We start from the raw sequence: 20,795 nt of genomic DNA, 5'->3' as shown, positions 1-20,795 counted from the left end.
CTTGGCGACAGTGAACAAGGATTCCTGAGTGATATCGGCGCCACGCATGGAAATCGGGGTTCCCGGCAGATTGGAGCCGATATCGTAAACCTTACACGGCAAAGTCAGACAGACCGTAGGCGAATTTCAACAGGCTGTTAGAGCCGCTTGGTTTGACTGAAAAATAAAGCGCGCCACACGGATTGGGTTCATCCAGTTCGTTGTATGCCTTCTCCTCCGGCTCAAGACTATCCAGCGTTGTCGCGGTCATGGGACGTTTCTTGATGTCGGCACGTTTCATTCTTATACCTGAGTTCGGGTTACGTGCCGATATAATACACGGTATAAGAAATTGTGTTGGGTGTGCTTCGGTGTAGTGGGGTGTATGGAAGCAAGTTTGTGTGCGGAAAAATGCCTAGAGGCCTTTGCGTAGGCTGATGCGTGGGTGTTTTGCTGTATGTGGGGGCGTCGGCGGAAATCATGATTGGAGCGGGTGAAGGGAATCGAACCCTCGTATGCAGCTTGGGAAGCTGCCGTTCTACCATTGAACTACACCCGCGCAGGCGTCTTTTTACCAGAGTCGCCTGCATCAGGGAAGGGGCTCAGAGTTGCTGGCTGGCCTGCATCAGCAGTTGGTAGCTGTGCTTTCGTGCATTCTGGTCAAAAATCGGGCTGTTCACGATCAGTTCATTGGCGCCTGTTCGCTCCAGCAAATCGGACAGCTGGCCGGTCACGCTCTGCAGGTCGCCAATGAGACTGCCAGCGAGCGTCGACATCACCTGATGGCGTTCATGCGGTTGCCAGAGTGATTCCATATCCCGGGTCGGCGGTGGCAGCTGTCCCGGTGTACCGCGGATCAGGTTGAGAAACGCCTGCTGATGGGAACTGGCCAGGTAATGGGCCTGCTCGCGGTCGTCCGCGACATAGGCGTTGATGCCGAGCATGGCGTAGGGCTCGCTGTATTCATCGCTCGGGCGGAAGCTTTCGCGGTACAGCCGCAGGGCGCTGAACAGGTAATCCGGAGAGAACTGTCCGGCAAAGGCAAAGGGCAGGCCGAGGCGGCCGGCCAGCTGGGCGCTGAAGGTGCTGGAGCCGAGCAGCCAGATCGGAATGTTCAAGCCGTTGCCCGGCACGGCACGCAGGCGCTGCCCGGGCTCAATCGGGGCAAACAGACGGCGCAACTCTTCGAGCATTTGCGGAAAGTCTTCGCCGTCGGTGCGGCCGCGGCGCAGTGCATTCGCGGTGGCCGGATCGGTGCCGGGGGCGCGGCCGAGGCCAAGGTCGATGCGACCGGGATACAGGGATTCCAGGGTGCCGAACTGCTCGGCGATCTGCAGTGGTGCGTGGTTCGGCAGCATGATGCCGCCGGAGCCGATACGAATGCGTTGAGTGCTGCCCGCCAGATACCCCATGACGACCGAAGTGGCCGCGCTGGCGATGCCGGTCATGTTGTGGTGCTCTGCGACCCAGTAGCGCTGGTAGCCAAGCGCTTCACAATGCCGTGCCATCGCCTGAGCGTTGTGTAACGCATCGGCGGCGGTGCCCCCTTCTGCGATGGAACACAGGTCCAGCACGGAGAGGGGGATGGTCGAGTTAGGCATTTTCGCTCCTGCACATCAGTTTGCAATCAGGCTATGCTAGCGTCGTTTGGCAAAGGGCGACACTGTGAAGCGTCAATCCGTATTGCAACGGGTTGCCGTGCGAGCAGGGGGTGCGCCGGCCACGGGTGGTACGTCGCACTTTGGGGGCGTCTCTTTTTGGGGGGAAGAAGTACCATGCAGAATCGTCTCACAGCGCGCGGCGTACGTCGTTTCGGATTACTTGCGCTGCTGCTGTCCGGGCAGTTCGGTTGGGCCTGTCACACCATGGCGGCGCAAATACGGGTGACCGACGCCGACGGCCTGCCGTTGGCCAACGCGGTATTGCTGGTTGAAGGGGTGCCGCCGCGTGCCGAAGACAGCTATGTGATGGACCAGATTGACCGTCAATTCGTGCCCCATACGCTGGTGGTGCCGGTTGGTGCTCAGGTTGATTTCCCCAACAGTGATGATGTGCGGCATCACGTTTACTCCTTCTCCGAAGCCAAACCCTTCGAGCTGCGCCTGTTCAAGGGCGAAGAGGCGCCACCGGTGACCTTTGAACGGCCTGGCGTAGTGGTTCTGGGCTGCAATATTCACGACGCCATGGTGGGCTACATACTGGTGACCGAGCACCCGCGCTTTGCTGTCAGCGATGCGGCGGGGCAGGTGGTGCTGCCAGACTTGCCCGAGGGTAAATGGCCGGTTTCATGGTGGCACCCTGATCAGTTTCAACAGGCCCCCGTGGCGCTGGGTGAGCTGGACCTGAACCAGCCCGACCAGACGCTGAGTCTGCCGATTTCCGCAACGGTTGAGGCTCCTGCTCCAGCGCTGTCTCCCCTGCAACAGCGTTTCAAGTCGTTGCAATAACGGCATGCGTATGCGTTATCTGCGGACGCGCTTGATCCTTACCTCCGTCGGCCTGCTGGCGCTGGTTCTGGGTGCGGTGTTTCTGGTGGTCTATACGGCTACCGACGTCTCCGCCAAGCGTCAGGCGCAACAGCACCTGCAGGTCGGCAGCAACGTTTTCAGCAATTTGCTGGAGGCGCGTGCCCGTGAGCTGACCAGCGCCACTGAAATTCTGGTGGCGGATTTTGGCTTCCGGCAGGCGGTCGCCACCGGCGATCTGCCGACCATTCGTTCGGCGCTGTTGAATCAGGTCCGGCGCATTGGCGCTGATCAGGCAATGCTGTTCGACGCGCAGGGTGTGATGCGCATCGCTTCGGTCAAGGATGGCATTGCCGCGCCGGTTGATGTGCAGGCACTGCAACGCTTTTCCGATCAGGCCATGATCGCCATTATTGATGACCGTCCCTACCTGCTGGTGGAGGCGGTGGTGCGCGCGCCGGTGACGCTGGGGCAGGTGGCGATGGCGTTCAGTCTGGACGAGGCGCTGGCGCACGAACTGCAAAAGCTGACGGGGCTGGAGATTCGGTTTGTCAGCAGTCACGATGACGCGGTGATGAGCAGCTATTCGACGATGACCAGCAGCGTGCTCGAGATGGATGCAGAGAGCGGCGGGCAAATGCAGGAGTCCGAAGGCTATCTGACGACGGTCATTGCGCTGCTGGATCAGGCCGATTACCGGGTATCGGCGCAGTTGGCCAGCCCAATGGCCGAAACTCTTGCCAGCTTCGATTTGCTCAAGCGCGAGCTGCTGATCATCACTCTGATCGCGCTACTGGCGTCTTCGCTGCTGGCGGTACATCTGTCGGGCAGTCTCGCTCGGCCGGTTGCTTTGCTGGCTGAAGCCGCTACACGGATCGGCCGCGGCGACTATACCGGGCAGGTCAGGCTTGAGCGTAACGATGAGCTTGGCTTACTGGCTGAGCGCATTGACGCTATGCGATCGGGCATCGCCGAGCGCGAAGACCTGATCATGCACAACGCTCTGCACGACCCGCTGACCGGGTTGCCGAACATCGGGGTAGTTCGCAGCCAGCTCGACGATGCCATCGCCAGTGGCGCGGGTGGGGTTCTGGCGCAGTGCAACCTGCTCACGGCGGACCTGTTGCTGAAGGCGCGCGGCCAGGAGTTTCTGGATGCGCTGATACGTCAGTCCGTCGCCAGCGTGGAAGGCGTTCTGCCGCCCAACGCCCTGCTGGCATGGCAACCGGGGAGCGGTTTTCTGTTGCTGCTCAAGGGCTATGAGCTGGAGGAGGCCGTCGTGCTCATCGACGGGCTGCTGGCGCGGCTCGGGGAGAAAATGCAGGTTCAGGATATCAAGCTCAGCTCGCAGTGGCTGGCTGGACTGGTGGCCTGGCCGCTGCATGGCCGTGATCCGCAGGAACTGCTGCGGCAAGTCAGCATTGCGCTGAACGATGCTGCTCCGGGGGCGGATCGTATTGCGGTTTATCAGGCGCAGCGTGATCAGGCCTATCAACGGCGTATTCGTCTGGCGCGGGACCTGCGCTACGCACCGCAGTACCGGGAGTTGAGTGTGGTGTTCCAGCCGAAGCTGGATCTGGCGTCCGGGGAAGTGCGGCAGGTTGAGGCGCTGATGCGTTGGAAGCACAGTGAACTCGGCGTGATCGGGCCTGATGAGTTCATTACCCTCGCCGAGCAGACGGGCAGTATCGGCATGCTGACGCAGTGGATGATGGCCGCGGTGTTGTCGCAGCTGCGCAGCTGGATTGATCGCGGTATCCATCTGCAGGTAGCCATGAATATTTCTGCCCGCGACCTTGATGACCAAGCGTTTCCGCAGCGTATGGAGCGGATGCTGCGCGCCCAGCAAATCAGCCCGGACTACCTCTCACTGGAAGTGACTGAAAGCGCGGTCATGCGCGACCCGCAGCGCAGTCTGGATAGCCTGCTGGCCCTGCGCGAGCTGGGAATCGCGCTGGCGGTGGATGACTATGGCACGGGCTACTCGTCGCTTGCCACGCTCAAGAGCCTGCCGGTTCAGGATCTGAAAATTGACAAGTCGTTTGTGCTCCAGTTGGCCGACAACAGCGATGATGCGGTCATCGTCAAATCGACCATCGAGCTGGCCCACAACATGGGCCTGAAAGTCATTGCTGAAGGTATTGAGAATGCACGCTCGCTCAGTTGGCTCAAGGAGCGTCACTGCGATGTGGCGCAGGGTTACTTCATAAGTCGTCCGCTGCCGGCCGCTGATCTTGAGCGCTGGATGGCGGAGACGCGAGGAACGTTCGTTTAGATAGGCTGCCATGAACAAAACTGCTTTGTGTGGGATTTTGCTGTGTCTGGCGGGGAGTGCCTGTGCTGATACCGGCGGGCGCCTGCTGGCGACCGGAGGGGTGACCAATATCGAAGGCTCGGCCGGCGGCGGCATCGTGCCGTGGGCTGTGCTGTCTGGCTACGGTACCCGGGACGAGTGGGGCGGCGATGCCTTTGCCACCCGCGTCGACACGGGTGACTATCGGCTCGACGCGTTTGGCGCGTCGCTGGCATTCAACAACCGGGTGGAGCTGTCGGTGGCGCGCCAGCGGCTGGACATGGATGCGCTGACCAAGGCGGCGGGCCTGCCGCACAAAAGCCTGAATCAGGACGTCTTCGGCGTGAAGCTGCGGCTGTTTGGGGATCTGGTATATGACCGCTTGCCACAGGTTGTCGTGGGCGCGCAGTACAAGCGCCAGACCAATTTCCTGATCCCGTCACTGGTCGGCGCCCAGCGAGATTCGGATACCGATTTCTATCTGGCGGGGTCCCGGCTGTTTTTGGGTGCAGTCGGCGGCTACAACCTGCTGGTCAACGGCACGCTGCGCTACTCGCGCGCCAATGAAACCGGTCTGCTGGGCTTTGGTGGTGATCGCCGCGACAGCCGCTCACTGCTCAAGGAGGGGAGTGTGGCGCTGCTGCTTAGCCCTCGCTGGGTGGTGGGGGTTGAGTACCGCGAGAAGCCGGACAACCTGTCGTTTGCCGGGGAGAGCGATTGGCAGGATGTGTTTGTCGGCTATTTTCCGAGCAAGCGTCTGGCGCTCGCTGCGGCCTGGGCCGATCTGGGCGAGATTGCCACGCTGGAAGGCCAGCGCGGCCTCTTCCTTTCCATGCAGTTGAGCTACTGAGGTCATCATGTACAGAGAATTACGTGCAACGGCCTGCGCTGCGCTGGTGCTGATCGGCATGGCCGGATGTGCCTCTCAGCCTCCGGAGAATGACAGTCTGTATCAGGCCCTTGGAGAGCAGGCAGGTATCAATCGTGTGGTCGAGGCGTTGCTGTATCGCATCGCCGATGACGTGCGTATCGCCCACCACTTCGCCGACACCGATATTGCCCGCTTGCAGGAAAAACTGCAGGAGCAGTTCTGTGTCGAGGCGGGAGGCCCCTGCGAGTATACCGGTGACAGCATGGCCGACGTGCACGCCGGGTTTGACCTCACCGAAGCTGACTTCAATGCGCTGGTTGAAGATCTGATTGCGGCGATGGAGGCCGAGCGGTTGCCCGTCACCGTGCAGAATCGCCTGCTGCAGCGTCTTGCACCAATGCGCGCGGATATCATTTACCGCTAGCTGCGGGTGCCCGGCTCGTCGGCATCCAGCACGCTGATCTCGGTGATCAGGCTGGCCGATGGCATGCCGATGGCAGCGCCCTGGGCGAAGTCGATACCCAGGGCCTTAACCTGTTTGAGGACGGCTGGGCTGTGAACAAACTCGGCAACGGTCTGCAGGCCGAGCTCCTGTGCGAACTGGACGATGCCGCGGCACAGGGTCAGTGCGGTGGGGTTCTCGTCGAGCTGGCGGATCAGGCTGCCGTCGATCTTGATCAGGTCGACGTTGAGTCTGAGCAGGTGTTCGAAGTTTGAATAGCCGGTGCCGAAGTCATCAATGGCAATGAGGCAGCCCAGAGCCTTGGCGCGGTCGATGAACTGACGTACGGCAGCGTAGTTTTCGATACCTTCCGATTCGAGAATTTCAAAGATGACGCGCTGTCCGACAGCGTGGCTCTCTACCGTCGAGATGATGTAGTCGGCCAGCTCCGGATCAAGCAGGTCTTCGCAGGAGAGGTTGATCGAGAAACTGTGGCGCTGATCAGCGAAACGGGCGATTGCGCTGTCGATCATGCAACGGGTAATCGCGCGATACAGGCGCACTTTCTTCGCCAGCTCAAGAAAATGGATCGGGCTGACCGGTTCACCCTGCTCGTCGATCATTCGCACCAGGCATTCGTACTTTTCAATACGCTGGCTGGTGACGTCCATGATCGGCTGGAAGAAGGCTACGATGCGCTGTTCCTCCAGCGCTGCACGCAGCCGGTTGGCGCCAATCAGGTTCTGTTCGTATCCTTCGCGCACGCCCCGGCTGGCGTCGTAAAACACGAAGCTCTCGTTGCCGGCGCGCGCCAGCTCGAGTGCGATGTTGGCTGCCGGTAGCAACTGCTCGCCGCTCAGGTCCTGCGCTTCGCGCTGGTTGCAGCACGCCACGCCAATACTGGCGTGGAGCGGGATATCCTGCTCTTGCCAGCGAATCTCCAGATTGCTGATGAAGCCGAGCAGCCGCGTCAGGGCAGGGGTTAGCTGTTCCTGGCTGTGATGGCCTGGTAGCCAGATGGCCAGCTCGTCGGCCGGCATCCGGTACAGCCGGCTGCCGCGCCAGTCTGCGCGTTCATTCAGGTGCTGCTGCAGCGCCTCGGCCAGCGTTGCGATAACGTGATCGCCGCACTGGTGGCCGTAGAAATCGTTGATTTCCTTGAAGGCATCCAGATTGAGCAGCAGCAGGCTCGCGGTGTGGGTTTTCTTGAGATCAGCCAGCAGCCGTTCGCGGTTGGGCAGATGGGTTAGGGGGTCGGTGTACAGGTTGCGCAGCTGGCGCAGGGTGCCGGCCACCAGATATAGAATCAGCGCGGAAATGATCAGCATGACCGTGCCCGCCAGCAGCTGAATGCGGGTGCTGCTGTCACGCATCGGCGTCAGTACCGCATCGATCTCGGCTTGCGGAACACCGATGCCGAAGATCATGCCGGCACGGGTTGGTGAGTAAAACAGGCTGTAGTCCTGCTTGTCTACCTGATGTCTGAGTTGCTGCATCGGCGATGCCAGTTGTCTTGAACTGATAATCGGAAGCGGCTGGTCCTGCAGTCTCTGATGAAGCTGCAGCGCAGTCACGCTGTCGATCATCCGCTGGGCGCGATCGACGTCGGCGGCGTCAGACAGGCTGGAAAGGTTGCGGTTGTCGTGGTCCAGCAAAAAGGCAAAGGTGCCGGGCGTCACTTCGACCCGGCTGACAGTGCGGATGATGTCATCGGCCAGCCAGTCGGTCATGGCCAGACCAAGAGGGCGTCCCTGCGCATCACGTATCAGTGTGGCATGGCTGATCACCACCGCGTTGATACTGCTTTTGTAATACGCCGCGGTCCATTGCTGTGCTGGCTCGATGGGTGGCTGCAGCCCGCGCAGACGCTGAAACCAGGTGGTGAGACGCTGCTGTTCGTCGGCACTGACCGGCTCGACCTGTATGCCCTGTCCCTGGCGGTAGGCATAGTGGGCCGGGCGTCCGGGCTCGCTGTACCAAAGGCTGCTGCCGTAGCTGTCGGGAAAATCCTGCAGGGCGTTGCGAAGGGTATCTGCCTGCGTCGCCGGATCGGCAGGGTTGCGCAGCAGCAGTCCGCCGGCTCGGGCCAGGCCGCGGGTGCTCTGCTCCATCAGTCGGTGATGGGCATTGATGCGATCAAGGTTGGCATAAAAGGTGTCGGTAATCTGGCGTTCGCGCAGCGTACCCATCGCATTCTCGGCGAACTCCAGATTCAGGCTGGCGATCAACCAGCTGCCGAGCAGGAACAGGCCGACCAGCAGGCTGAGCAGAACCATGATTGCGCGTTTGACTGGCAGCATCCCTGTCACCCTCTGCCTTAGCGGCTGTTGATACGCTGTTGCAGGGCGCTGCGCGCACTGGTCAGCTGGTCGTTGCTGAGTTGGCCAGAGAGCTGTTCGACGTAGCGTCGGCCGCGGGACTCTCCGTTCACCAGCGCCAGACTTAGCCAGAAGTATGCCTGCTCCAGATCTTGCGGGCCGCCATTACCCTGCATGTAATCAAGCCCCAGACGGTATTGCGCTTCGGCTGACCCAAGCTCTGCAGCCTCGGTTAGCCAGCGGCGGGCAGACGCGGTGTCTGGGTGGTTGCGAGCCAGCTGAAGTATTGAAGGTATGTGCTCAGCCAGGGCGGCCCGGCGCAGTTGATCCTCGGCCTTGTCCGGGCTGATGGCGGTTCCGGTTCCGTTCAGATACGCCCGGGCCAACTGATAGCGGGCTTCGGGTTGGCCGCTGTCGGCTGCCTTTTTCAACCAGCTGAAGGCGTCCCTGTCGGCTTCGCTGCTGTTTTGCCGCTGCAGTAGATCAGCCAGCAGCAGCTGGCCCGCAGTATTGCCCTGTTCGGCAGAGTCGCGGGCCCAGCGCAGTGCCGTGTCGCCTTGCCCGGTGCTGTCGGCAATACTTGCCAGGTGATGCTGGGCCTTGGCGTCGCCTGCCTCGGCTGCGCCGCGGCAGGCATTGCCAGCCTGGCTGTAGTTGCGGATGGCAAACAGCAGGTAGCAGGTTTCCTGCTGGTCCGTGGTTGGGCTGCTTCTGGACGGTGTGCTTGCGGGCTGCGGTACCCGGGATGCAAACGCGTCCACCTGGTTTGGGCAGGAAAACTGATAGCCGGCACGCAGTCTCCGCAAGTTGTCGCGGGTCGGTTGCTCGGCGGCGTAGCGTTGGCCGATGGCCTCGCAGCGGCTGTCTCGTTCTTCTTCGACCAGTGGAATGTAGTCTGAGTAGACCGGATCGTCGGCGTGGGCGTTCAGGTAGCGGGTGAGGGGATCGATGTACGGTTGCGCGAACAGCGCTTCGACGTCGGCATGACGCTGCCGGGCAGCCGGGTCGCTGGTCAGTCTGGAGGCCAGGTCGGCCAGGCGTTGGCTCTGGGTTCTGATTATTTCACCGGAACGGCTCAGCAGGCTGTCGGGTTCAGACAGGGTTTGGCATCCGCTGAGGGCGATGCTCAGTCCAAGTAGCAGAGCGATAGGCGCGCGCATGATACCTCTCGGGTTGCGACCAGCCGGCGAGTATCGGGCTGTAGTGGCAGTGGATGGCAGTGTTCGGTGCTGACGAATCTGCCGGGTCAGTCATCTGGCCATCCTTTGCCGTTACAGCGTCAGGCAGTTTATCAGAAGGTTTGCCGGGACGAAGCAGAACTCGAGTACAGGCGAACAGCCATTGGTAGACCTGTGCCGGGCCTGCGGGTTGCTAAAGTGGAACGCTTCTTGCGTAGTCCCGGGTACAACGCAATCTGCGTCAAATATTTGATCTGGGGACTTTTTCGCCAATGGCTGTCGATCGCGCGCAACTGATGGGAAATATGCGGACCAATCTGGCCGGCTTGCGCCACGGCAGTCTGGGTATCCCGATTCTGCTGCTGGTGATGCTCGGCATGATGATGCTGCCGATCCCGCCATTTCTGCTCGACGTACTGTTTACCTTCAATATTGCGTTGTCGCTGGTCGTATTGCTGGTGTGCGCCTACGCGCTGCGGCCGCTGGATTTTGCCGTTTTCCCGACCATCTTGCTGGTCTCGACCTTATTGCGTCTGGCGCTCAACGTGGCCTCGACCCGTGTAGTGCTGCTGTATGGCCACGAGGGTGGGGATGCGGCCGGTAAGGTAATCCAGGCCTTCGGTGAGGTGGTGATTGGCGGTAACTACGTCGTTGGTCTGGTGGTGTTCGCGATCCTGATGATCATCAACTTCGTGGTTGTCACCAAGGGCGCAGGCCGAATTTCCGAGGTGAGTGCGCGCTTTACCCTGGATGCCATGCCGGGCAAGCAGATGGCAATCGATGCCGATCTCAACTCCGGTCTGATCGATCAGGATCAGGCCAAGGCGCGTCGTCAGGAAGTGGCCCAGGAGGCCGAGTTCTACGGTTCCATGGACGGTGCCAGCAAATTCGTGCGCGGTGACGCCGTCGCCGGCCTGCTGATTCTGTTCATCAACGTGATTGGTGGTCTGGCTATCGGCATGGCGCAGCACGGGCTGCCGTTTGCCGAGGCCGGTCGCATCTATGTGCTGCTGACCATCGGTGATGGCCTGGTTGCCCAGATCCCGTCGCTGCTGCTTTCGACTGCTGCGGCGATCATGGTGACCCGGGTTTCCTCCTCGGAAGACATGGGGGCGCAGGTTCAGCGTCAAATGTTTGCTTCACCCAAGGCGCTGGCGGTGGCTGCGGCCATCCTGATCGTCATGGGGCTTATCCCTGGTATGCCGCACTTCTCTTTTCTCAGTCTCGGTGCGATTGCGGCGGCGGGCGCCTACCTCATCGCCAAGCGTCAGCAGGCCAAGGAGGAGGAAAAGGTGCAGGAAGAGCGTCAGCAGGCCCAGCTGCCGGCCGTTCAGGCGCCGGAGGCCCGTGAGCTTGGCTGGGATGATGTGACCCCGGTTGACATGGTCGGGCTTGAAGTCGGTTATCGGCTCATCCCGCTGGTTGATCGCAATCAGGGTGGGCAACTGCTGGCGCGGATCAAGGGCGTTCGCAAGAAACTTTCGCAGGATCTGGGCTTTCTGATGCCTTCGGTACATATCCGCGACAACCTCGATCTGGCGCCCAATGCCTACCGCCTGACGCTCATGGGCGTGGGTGTGGCCGAGGCCGAGATTTACCCCGACCGTGAGCTGGCGATCAACCCGGGTCAGGTTTTTGGCGAGATCAAGGGTGTGCCCGGCAAGGATCCGGCGTTTGGTCTGGACGCAGTCTGGATTGAGCCTAACCAGAAGGATCAGGCGCAGTCACTCGGCTATACCGTGGTTGACGCCAGCACCGTGGTTGCCACCCATATCAACCAGATTCTCTACAAGCACGCCCACGAGCTGATTGGTCACGAGGAAGTGCAGCAGCTCATGCAGGTGCTGGCCAAGGCCTCGCCGAAGCTGGCCGAGGAGCTGGTGCCGGGGCTGATCTCCCTGTCCAACCTGCTCAAGGTGCTGCAGGGGCTGCTGCAGGAACAGGTGCCGGTTCGTGACATCAGGACCATCGCCGAGGCCATCGCCAACAACTCGAACAAGAGTCAAGATACCGGCGCGCTGATCGGCGCTGTGCGTGTCGCGTTGTCGCGCTCAATCGTGCAAAGCATTGTGGGGCTTGACTCTCAGCTGCCTGTGATCACGCTGGAGCCAAGGTTGGAACAGATGTTGCTACAGAGTATGCAGAAGGCCGGTCAGGGCGCCGACGACGGTATGTTGCTGGAGCCTGGCATGGCCGAGAAGCTGCAGCGCTCACTGTCTGATGCCGTGCAACGGCAGGAAGTGCAGGGCAAGCCGGCAGTACTGCTGGTAGCGGGGCCGATCCGAATGATGATGGCCAAGTTTGTACGCTACGCAGCCCCGGGCGCCCATGTACTGTCCTACCAGGAAATTCCGGACAGCAAGCAGGTCACCATCATTGCGACGGTTGGCCAGAACTGAACTGCAGCACTCTGAATGAATGACAGCAACCGCCAGCGGGCGGTGCCAGAAAAGCGACGAGGTCAGCCATGAAAGTCAAACGTTTCTTTGCCGCAGACATGCGCCAGGCGATGAAGCTGGTTCGCGATGAGCTGGGCGCTGATGCGTCGATCATCGCCAATCGCCGGGTGGCCGGTGGCGTTGAGCTGACCGCTGCGCTGGACTACGAGGCGCCCCGTCTGACGGCACCGACACCGGGTCTGGATGCTGAATTGAAAAAGACCCAGGAGCGCATCGTTGCCGCGCGCGCCGAGCTGGAGGTGGGCGAGATGGCCTCCCACGATCAGCCGCTGGTCAATCGTCAGCTGTTTGGTGACAGCATGCGCCACGCGGCTCGCCAGGGTTCTGTGGAGGCCCGTGATCTGCTGGATCGGCTGATTCAGGAGCCGGTTGAGCCGGCGGCGCCGGCTGCAGCCAGCCGGCCTGCTGCGGAGCGCTCGCCGGCGGCAGCGGCCGTTGAAGATGCCAGCCTCAGCGCCATGCGCGCCGAACTGGCCGGGCTGCGGGAAATGCTGGAGTCTCAGCTGGGGGGGCTGGCCTGGGGGCAGCTCAATCAGCACAAGCCGAAACAGGCCGGTCTCTGGCGCCGTCTGACCCAGATGGGCTTGCCGGCCGAGGTCAGTCAGGATCTGCTGCGTCAGGTTTCTGACGTGAGTGATCCACGTCAGGCCTGGCGCATGCTGCTGGCCTATCTGGCGCATCGTGTGCCGGTGCTGCGCGAAGAGCCGCTCGATGCCGGCGGCGTGATCGCGCTAGTCGGCCCCACCGGTGCCGGCAAAACGACTACGCTGGGCAAGCTCGCTGCGCGTTACGTGCTCAAGCACGGCAGTCAGCACGTTGCTCTGGTCACCATGGATACCTATCGTATCGGCGCGCACGAACAGTTGCGCACCCTGGGCCGCATTCTCAATGTGCCGGTCAAGGTGGTAGATGAACAGCAGGATCTCAATGACGTGCTGGCCGATTTCGCCGGCAAGCGCCTGGTTCTGATTGATACCGCCGGTCTGCAGGCCAACGATCCCTACCTGCGCGGCCAGCTCGACACCCTGGCCAGTCAGGGGCGTCGGGTACGCAATCTGCTGGTGCTGCCGGCGACCAGCCAGCACCGAGTCATGAAAGCGGCCTACCATACTTACAAGGTGTGCGGTCTGTCGGGCTGCATTCTGACGAAAGTGGACGAGGCCGCAACGCTCGGTGAGTCGCTGGGGCTGGCGATGGAGCAGGGTTTGCCGGTAGCCTATCTGGCAGATGGCCAGCGCATTCCCGACGATATCAGTCGTGCCGTTGGGCATCAGCTGGTGAGTCGTGCAGTTAGTATGGCTGGTAATGATGCGCCGGCAGATCAGACCATGGCCGACGTATTTGCCGGTATGATGAACAGCCAGCGGGCCAGTTAAGCAATTTCACAGGATTAAGGTAATCAGCGCAGATGGGCAGCAAACATCCGGTTCAGGTAATCGCGGTCACCGGGGGCAAGGGTGGCATCGGCAAGACCAACGTGTCGGTGAATCTCAGCCTTGCTCTGGCGGAGATGGGACGGCGCGTTGTGCTGCTCGACGCTGACCTTGGTCTCGCCAACGTTGACGTGCTGCTGGGGCTCAAGCCAAAGGCAACGCTGGCCGACGTGCTGGAGGGCAAGTGCGATCTGCGTGACGTTCTGGTCACCGGCCCCGGCGGCGTTCGTATTGTGCCGGCCGCCTCGGGGGCCGCCAACATGGTGAGCCTCAACCACCAGCAGCATGCCGGCCTGATTCAGGCGTTCAGCGAGATCGGTGACAATATCGACGTGCTGATCGTCGATACGGCGGCCGGCATTGGTGATTCGGTAGTCAGCTTCGTGCGGGCGGCGCAGGAGGTGCTCGTCGTGGTATGTGACGAGCCAACGTCGATTACCGATGCCTACGCCCTGATCAAGCTGCTCAACCGTGATTACGGGATGACCCGATTCCGCGTGCTGGCGAATATGGTCGGCACGCCGCAGGAGGGCCGCATGGTGTTTGCTAAGCTCGCCAAGGTGACGGATCGATTTCTTGACGTTGCACTTCAGTATGTCGGAGCCGTTCCGTTTGATGAGGCGGTGCGCAAGTCAGTGCAAAAGCAGCGCGCGGTGTTTGAAGCTTTTCCGCGCAGCAAGGCCTCGCTGGCAATTCGCGCCATTGCACAGAAAGTTGATGCCTGGCCGCTGCCGGCCAACCCGCGAGGACACCTGGAGTTCTTCGTCGAACGTCTGGTGCAACCGACTGGGTCTGGCCTATGACAGCACAGGCTGGCGGATTGAGCATGTATACACGAGCACAGAGTTCTCGCGGTGAGCAGGATCGACTCGTCGAGCAGTATGCGCCGCTGGTAAAGCGAATTGCCTACCACCTGCTGGGGCGGCTGCCGTCCAGTGTGCAGGTGGAGGATCTAATGCAAGCCGGTATGATCGGGCTGCTGGAAGCCTCCCGCAATTTCGACTTCGGCAAGGGCGCCTGTTTCGAAACCTATGCCGGCATCCGCATTCGCGGTGCGATGCTGGACGAGGTGCGCAAGGGCGACTGGGCGCCACGCTCGGTACACCGCAATACGCGGATGGTCAGTGATGCGATGCGCGCGGTCGAGGCGCGGCTCGGGCGTGACGCCAAGGATCACGAAGTTGCCGCCGAGCTGGAGATGAGCCTGGAAGAGTACTATACGATTCTCAGTGATACCGCCGGCAGCAAGTTGTTCAGCTTTGATGATCTGCTTGAGTCGGGTGCGCCGGCAGATGTGCAGGGCGGCGAGGAACCGGCGTCCGGGCTGCAGGATGAGCGTTTCAGAGCGGCTTTGATCGCGGCAATCGACACGTTGCCCGAGCGCGAGCGACTGCTGCTGTCGCTTTATTACGATGAGGAGCTTAACCTCAAGGAGATCGGCGCCGTGCTGGGTGTCAGTGAATCCAGGGTCAGTCAGTTGCACAGTCAATGTGCTGCTAGGTTGCGCTCGAAGCTGATGAGCTGGCGAAATGATTGATTTTGTCGTCAACATCCGGACAATGCTCGGATTGCTCGACAGGTAGTGGCTTCGGGCCGGACGTCCAGGTGGCGTTTTCGAGGGTGCATCCGATCAGCCTGCTGGCTTCCAGCTGATTGATCAGAGCTTCTTTTGCGGCTTGATTGGTTATTTGCGATGGGTTTTTGGGGTGCAGGCCTGCACATTCCCTGGTTTGTACGGAGGTCGACTTGGACAAGAATATGAAAATTCTCATCGTTGATGATTTTTCGACGATGAGGCGCATCATCAAGAACCTGTTGCGCGACCTTGGGTTTACCAACACAGCCGAAGCCGATGACGGCAACACCGCGTTGCCGATGCTGCAGAGCGGCAGTTTCGATTTTCTGGTGACTGACTGGAACATGCCCGGCATGAGCGGCATTGACCTGTTACGCGCTGTGCGGGCCGACGAGCGGCTCAAGCACCTGCCGGTGCTGATGGTAACGGCCGAGGCCAAGCGAGATCAGATCATTGAAGCCGCGCAGGCGGGCGTCAATGGCTATGTGGTCAAGCCGTTTACGGCTCAGGCCTTGAAAGAAAAGATCGAAAAAATCTTTGAGCGAGTTCAGGCTAAATAATAATCAACCGGGGTACAGGTTATGGCTTTGAGTAAGGATCCCGGCCAGGCGACCGCTCAGGAATTCGAGCATTCGCTGAAGGACAATGCGCACCAGCTGGTTGGTCACCTTGAGAGCGGCAACTTCGGTGAAGCGTTGCTGGTCATTCATGCCATCAATCAGGCACGCGACCGTGGTCTTTATCACGAGGTGGGGCAGCTCACCCGCGCGTTGCACAATGCCATCGTCAATTTTCAGATCGACACGACCCACGCGCTGGGTGGTGACAACGATACTTCCAAGATATCCGATGCCTCTGACCGGCTGGACTATGTGGTTCAGCTGACCGACAAGGCGGCCAACCGGACCATGGATCTGGTCGAGGCCAGCGTGCCCAAGGTCGCTGATCTGGGGCAGCAGGCGAACGCCCTCAAGTCAGACTGGCAGCGGCTGCAGCGTCGGGAGATGGCGGCGGACGAGTTTCGCGACCTCTACCGCCGGGTAGGCGAGTTCCTTGAGCAGACCGAATCGACCAGCAAGGATCTGTCCACCAATCTGAACGATATTCTGCTGGCTCAGGACTATCAGGATCTGACCGGCCAGGTGATCAAGCGTGTGACTACGCTTGTGCATGATGTCGAAGAGAGCCTGGTCAACCTGGTCCGAATGGCGGGACAGGTCGACCGCATTACCGGCATCAATCATGGTGAATCTCCCGAGGACGGAAAAAAATCCTCCTCCAGGGGTGAAGGTCCGCAAATTCATGCCGATAAAAGGGAAGACGTTGTTTCCGGTCAGGATGAGGTTGATGACCTCCTTTCCAGCCTGGGATTCTGATGTCAGCTGTAACTGCCGCACGCTGAGCGCGCGGCCGGTCTGACTGCTCAAGGTCGCTGCCTGGCAGCAACGTTGAGTGACTGCGCAGCGCCGAGATGGAAATTCAAGGCGGCATTGCGTGGCCTTCCGATAACACGCCCGAGGGGAGTGGGTGCATGAGTTTCGATGCGGATGAAGAGATTCTCCAGGACTTTCTGGTCGAGGCCGGCGAGATTCTCGAGCAGTTGTCCGAACAGTTGGTCGAGCTGGAAAACCGGCCCGACGACATGGATCTGCTTAACGCTATCTTCCGCGGCTTTCACACCGTAAAGGGCGGGGCCGGCTTTCTTCAGCTGGATGCCCTTGTTGCCTGCTGCCATATCGCCGAGAACGTATTCGATATTCTGCGCAAGGGCGAACGTACCGTCACGCCCGAGTTGATGGACGTCGTTCTTCAGGCGCTGGACACGGTCAATGGCATGTTTGCCCAGGTGCGAGAGAGCGAGGAACCGACTCCTGCTGCGCCTGCTCTGCTGGATGCGTTGGCCGCTCTGGCTCAGCCCGCATCGGCGGATGAGGCAACAAGCGAGCCGCCTGCTGCAGAAGCGCCTGAGCCGGAGCCCGAGGCTGGTCCGGCTGACGCTGCGGCACCTGCCGCTGCCGAGGGTGACATCACCGACGATGAATTCGAGCAGTTGCTTGACGCCCTGCATGGTGATGGCAGTGCGGCTGCCGCAGCCTCTGTTGCTGCTGCCCAGACAGCGCCCGCCGCCGGCGCGGATGAGATCTCCGATGACGAATTTGAGGCCCTGCTGGATGAACTGCATGGTCCGGGCAAGGCACCGGCAGCTGCGGCAGAAAAGCCGGCAGCCGCTGAATCGTCCAGGCCGGCGTCTGACGGTGACGACATTACCGACGATGAATTTGAGGCGCTGCTTGACCAGTTGCACGGCAAGGGTGCTGCCCCCGGTGTCAAGGAAGCACCTGCTGCTGCGCCGGAGACGTCGGCTGCCGACAGTTCCGATGACCATATCACTGACGACGAATTCGAAGCGCTGCTTGATCAGCTTCACGGCAAGGGTGCTGCACCCGGTATTGCTGACGCCAAGGCCGACCAGTCCCAGGCTGCCAAGCCCGCTGCACAACCTGCTGCCAGCAAGCCGGTAACGCCCGCTGCGCCCAAGGCTGCAGCGAAGCCGGCGGCCAAGGCCGCAGCACCCGCACCGGCACCGGCCAAGTCGGCTGCGCCCGCCGAGGCGCCAGCGGCTGACACCACAGTGCGCGTCGATACCGCCCGGCTGGATGAAATCATGAACATGGTCGGTGAGCTGGTGCTGGTGCGTAACCGCCTGGTGCGTCTGGGTCTGGCCAGCGGTGATGAAGAGCTGGGCAAGGCCGTTGGCAACCTGGATGTGGTCACGGCCGACCTGCAGATGTCGGTCATGAAAACGCGCATGCAGCCGATCAAGAAGGTCTTCGGTCGGTTCCCCCGGGTTGTTCGCGATTTGGCGCGCAACCTCAAGAAGGAAATCAATCTTGAGCTGATTGGTGAAGAGACCGATCTGGACAAGAACCTGGTTGAGGCGCTGGCCGATCCGCTGGTGCACCTGGTGCGCAACTCGGTAGACCACGGTATCGAATTGCCGGACGAGCGCGAAGCCGCAGGCAAGTCGCGGACGGGCAAGGTGGTGCTGGCTGCGCAGCAGGAAGGTGATCATATTCTGCTGACCATCGTCGACGATGGTCGTGGCATGGACCCTGAAATCCTGCGGGCCAAGGCGGTCGAGAAAGGCATGATGGACAAGGACGCAGCGGACCGTCTCAGCGACTCCGAATGCTTCAATCTGATCCTCGCGCCGGGCTTCTCGACCAAAACGGAAATCTCCGACGTATCCGGCCGTGGTGTCGGCATGGACGTGGTCAAGACCAAGATCTCCCAGCTCAACGGCACGATCAGCATCGAGTCGACCAAGGGGCAGGGCTCGCGGATCGCAATCAAGGTGCCTCTGACCCTGGCCATCATGCCGACCCTGATGGTCATGCTGGCCGACCAGGCGTTCGCGCTGCCGCTGGTCAGCGTCAACGAGATCTACAGCCTCGACCTGTCCCGCACCAACGTGGTGGACGGTCAGGAGGTGATCATCGTGCGCGAGAAGGCCTTGCCGCTGTTCTATCTCAAGCACTGGCTGATGCCGGGTGTGGAAGATACCAGCGATCATTCGGCGGCCAGTGTGGTGATCGTGTCGGTGGGTACCCAGCGTGTCGGCTTTGTGGTCGATCAGCTGGTTGGTCAGGAAGAGGTTGTCATCAAGCCGCTCGGGCGTATGCTGCAAGGTACCGCCGGAATGGCTGGGGCAACCATTACCGGCGACGGTCGTATCGCCCTGATTCTGGATATTCCGAGCCTGCTCAAGCGTTATGCGCGACGCATGTGATAGCCTGCTTTGGGACGCGTCGAGCGCCCCTAAAAGGCTTAAGCAAGTGTTGTCTGCGGGAAGCTGCAAGCCCGCCAAAACAGTTATGAATCAGTTCATGTGCAGGACGCAGGTCAGGAGAGGGTATGGCGGTTAAGGTTCTGGTGGTCGACGATTCGGGTTTCTTTCGCCGCAGGGTGACGGAGATTCTGGCCGGCGATCCGCAAATCCAGGTAGTCGGTACTGCCAACAATGGTCGTGAGGCCATCGAGCAGACATTGGCGCTGCACCCGGATGTGATCACCATGGACTACGAGATGCCGGTCATGGACGGCATTGAAGCCGTCCGGCAGATCATGCAGCGCTGTCCGACGCCGGTGATCATGTTCTCCTCGCTTACCTACGAGGGTGCCCGCGTCAGCCTGGATGCGCTTGACGCCGGCGCGGCCGATTATCTGCCGAAAAACTTCGAGGACATCTCGCGCAACCCTGACAAGGTGCGTCAGATGCTGTGCGAGAGGGTTACCGCCCTGGCCCGAACCAACCGTCGCTCGCTCGGTCTGCACTCCAGCCCGTCGCCCGCTGCTGCCCCCGCACCCGGGCTGGCCTCGCGCCCGGCTTCGGGTTTGTCGAGCAGTGCCCCTGCGCGCCCGACCGCTGCACCCGCACCGTCGGCACCGGTGAAAAACAGTCCGGCCCCGCGCAAGCGGAGCTACAAGCTGGTGGCCATTGGTACCTCGACGGGGGGGCCGGTGGCGCTGCAGAAAGTACTGACCCAGCTGCCGGCGAATTTTCCTGCTCCGTTGCTGCTGGTCCAGCATATGCCGGCTGCCTTCACTAAGGCGTTCGCCGAGCGGCTGGACAAGCTGTGCCGGATTTCCGTCAAGGAGGCTGAGGACGGCGACGTGCTGCGTCCCGGCCGGGCGCTGCTGGCACCGGGAGGCAAGCAGATGATGGTGGATTCGCGCGGCGTTGTGCGAATTCTGCCCGGTGATGAGCGCCTGAACTACAAACCGTGTGTGGATGTGACCTTTGGTTCGGCCGCCAAGGCTTTCCAGGATAAGGTGCTGGCGGTGGTTCTTACCGGTATGGGGGCTGATGGTCGTGAGGGCGCACGCATGCTCAAGCAGGCCGGCAGTTCGGTCTGGGCCCAGGACGAAGCCAGCTGCGTGATCTACGGTATGCCGATGGCTGTTGCCAAGGCTAATCTGGCTGATGGCATCTATAACCTGGATGAAATCGGTCGTTACCTGGCTGAGCTCGGCTGATGGATATCCTCAGCGTCATCGGCGTCATTCTGGCTTTTGTCGCTATCATCGGTGGTAACTACCTCGAAGGTGGTCACGCTACCGCGCTGCTCAACGGTCCGGCAGGCCTGATCGTCATTGGTGGCACCCTGGGTGCTGCATTTATCCAAACGCCGCTTACCGTGTTCAAGCGGGCGCTGGCGATTCTGCCCTGGATCATCTTCCCGCCGGCCAACCGCATGCGTGAGGGTATTAGCCAGGTTATCAACTGGAGCACCATCGCGCGCAAGGAAGGGCTGCTCGGGCTGGAAAGCATGGCCGAGCTGGAGCCTGACAACTTTGCCCGCAAGGGCTTGCAGCTGCTGGTTGACGGCAGCGAGCCCGAAGCGCTGCGCAGCATCATGGAAGTCGATCTGGTCAACAAGGAACACGGCGATCTGATGGCGGCCAAGGTGTACGAATGCATGGGTGGCTATGCGCCGACCATTGGTATTATCGGGGCGGTGATGGGGCTTATTCATGTGATGGGCAATCTCGCTGATCCGTCGCGGTTGGGTGCCGGCATTGCGGTTGCCTTTGTTGCCACGATCTACGGCGTGGCGCTCGCCAACCTGTTCATGCTGCCGGCTGCTGCGAAGCTCAAGGCTGTGGTTCTGCAGCAGTCCAAATACCGCGAAATGCTGCTCGAAGGCTTGATGTCGATCGCCGAGGGCGAGAATCCGCGGTCGATCGAAATGAAGCTTGAGGGCTTTCTGGATTAGAGGT

General features: G+C 61.0%; 16 protein-coding genes, 1 tRNA gene and 1 pseudogene. 13 read left to right on the top strand and 5 right to left on the bottom strand.

Going from position 1 to position 20,795, the window contains the following annotated elements; genetic code table 11:
* Positions 1–133: 133 nt before the first annotated feature.
* The 3 genes and pseudogenes from AC13EY_RS01840 to AC13EY_RS01830 all read right to left on the bottom strand — a co-directional run.
* Positions 134–280: pseudogene (locus tag AC13EY_RS01840) on the bottom strand (tyrosine-type recombinase/integrase); the annotation flags it as partial.
* A gap of 184 nt (positions 281–464) precedes the next feature.
* Positions 465–538 (bottom strand) — tRNA-Gly (locus AC13EY_RS01835).
* A gap of 43 nt (positions 539–581) precedes the next feature.
* Positions 582–1,580: an LLM class flavin-dependent oxidoreductase gene (locus tag AC13EY_RS01830; RefSeq protein ID WP_228246173.1), complete on the bottom strand. Its 999-nt coding sequence runs from the start codon at positions 1,578–1,580 to the stop codon at positions 582–584.
* A gap of 174 nt (positions 1,581–1,754) precedes the next feature.
* Here AC13EY_RS01830 and AC13EY_RS01825 point away from each other — a divergent pair, with 174 nt between their 5' ends.
* Genes AC13EY_RS01825 through AC13EY_RS01810 form a run of 4 tightly spaced genes read left to right on the top strand, consistent with a single transcriptional unit; the run spans position 1,755 to position 6,032 of the window.
* On the top strand, positions 1,755–2,426 hold the full coding sequence (locus AC13EY_RS01825; RefSeq protein ID WP_228246172.1) for a methylamine utilization protein: 672 nt from the start codon (positions 1,755–1,757) through the stop codon (positions 2,424–2,426).
* Between the two features lie 10 nt (positions 2,427–2,436).
* A complete protein-coding gene (locus AC13EY_RS01820; RefSeq protein ID WP_482890391.1) occupies positions 2,437–4,719 on the top strand; it encodes a putative bifunctional diguanylate cyclase/phosphodiesterase in 2,283 nt (760 codons plus the stop codon).
* A gap of 10 nt (positions 4,720–4,729) precedes the next feature.
* Positions 4,730–5,587 carry a DUF3034 family protein gene (locus AC13EY_RS01815; RefSeq protein ID WP_228246170.1) on the top strand — a complete coding sequence of 286 codons (858 nt, stop codon included), beginning with the start codon at positions 4,730–4,732 and terminating at the stop codon, positions 5,585–5,587.
* Between the two features lie 7 nt (positions 5,588–5,594).
* A complete protein-coding gene (locus tag AC13EY_RS01810; protein WP_228246169.1) occupies positions 5,595–6,032 on the top strand; it encodes a group I truncated hemoglobin in 438 nt (145 codons plus the stop codon).
* Here the strand turns inward: AC13EY_RS01810 and AC13EY_RS01805 are convergent.
* Entirely contained in the window at positions 6,029–8,350 is a 2,322-nt protein-coding gene (locus AC13EY_RS01805; protein ID WP_228246168.1) for an EAL domain-containing protein, read from the bottom strand. The genes AC13EY_RS01810 and AC13EY_RS01805 overlap by 4 nt on opposite strands.
* Positions 8,351–8,367: 17 nt before the next feature.
* On the bottom strand, positions 8,368–9,528 hold the full coding sequence (locus tag AC13EY_RS01800; RefSeq protein ID WP_482876111.1) for a tetratricopeptide repeat protein: 1,161 nt from the start codon (positions 9,526–9,528) through the stop codon (positions 8,368–8,370).
* 290 nt (positions 9,529–9,818) lie between these two features.
* Here AC13EY_RS01800 and flhA point away from each other — a divergent pair, with 290 nt between their 5' ends.
* From flhA to AC13EY_RS01755, 9 genes are all read left to right on the top strand, one after another.
* The gene (gene flhA / locus AC13EY_RS01795) at positions 9,819–11,945 is read left to right on the top strand and encodes a flagellar biosynthesis protein FlhA (RefSeq protein WP_088273657.1); all 2,127 of its coding nucleotides are present in this window, start codon (positions 9,819–9,821) and stop codon (positions 11,943–11,945) included.
* A gap of 68 nt (positions 11,946–12,013) precedes the next feature.
* Positions 12,014–13,381, top strand: a complete 1,368-nt coding sequence (gene flhF, locus AC13EY_RS01790; RefSeq protein WP_482876109.1) for a flagellar biosynthesis GTPase FlhF — start codon at positions 12,014–12,016, stop codon at positions 13,379–13,381.
* 32 nt (positions 13,382–13,413) lie between these two features.
* Complete coding sequence (fleN, locus tag AC13EY_RS01785) at positions 13,414–14,241, top strand: flagellar synthesis regulator FleN (RefSeq protein WP_088273659.1); 828 nt, start codon at positions 13,414–13,416, stop codon at positions 14,239–14,241.
* Entirely contained in the window at positions 14,238–14,975 is a 738-nt protein-coding gene (locus tag AC13EY_RS01780) for an RNA polymerase sigma factor FliA (protein ID WP_482876107.1), read from the top strand. Before fleN ends, AC13EY_RS01780 begins: the two co-directional genes overlap by 4 nt.
* Positions 14,976–15,196: 221 nt before the next feature.
* Complete coding sequence (locus AC13EY_RS01775; protein WP_172409633.1) at positions 15,197–15,574, top strand: chemotaxis response regulator CheY; 378 nt, start codon at positions 15,197–15,199, stop codon at positions 15,572–15,574.
* Between the two features lie 27 nt (positions 15,575–15,601).
* The gene (locus AC13EY_RS01770) at positions 15,602–16,390 is read left to right on the top strand and encodes a protein phosphatase CheZ (protein ID WP_482876105.1); all 789 of its coding nucleotides are present in this window, start codon (positions 15,602–15,604) and stop codon (positions 16,388–16,390) included.
* Between the two features lie 155 nt (positions 16,391–16,545).
* Positions 16,546–18,804, top strand: a complete 2,259-nt coding sequence (locus tag AC13EY_RS01765; protein ID WP_482876103.1) for a chemotaxis protein CheA — start codon at positions 16,546–16,548, stop codon at positions 18,802–18,804.
* A 125-nt stretch (positions 18,805–18,929) separates the two neighbouring features.
* Positions 18,930–20,051, top strand: a complete 1,122-nt coding sequence (locus AC13EY_RS01760; RefSeq protein WP_482876101.1) for a protein-glutamate methylesterase/protein-glutamine glutaminase — start codon at positions 18,930–18,932, stop codon at positions 20,049–20,051.
* On the top strand, positions 20,051–20,791 hold the full coding sequence (locus tag AC13EY_RS01755) for a flagellar motor protein (RefSeq protein WP_088273665.1): 741 nt from the start codon (positions 20,051–20,053) through the stop codon (positions 20,789–20,791). Before AC13EY_RS01760 ends, AC13EY_RS01755 begins: the two co-directional genes overlap by 1 nt.
* The last annotated feature ends 4 nt before the right edge of the window (positions 20,792–20,795 follow it).

This window comes from Halopseudomonas sp. L-58, assembly GCF_056859475.1.
The sequence above is the reverse complement of the archived record's forward strand: the minus strand, read 5'-3'. Positions and strand labels throughout refer to the sequence as shown.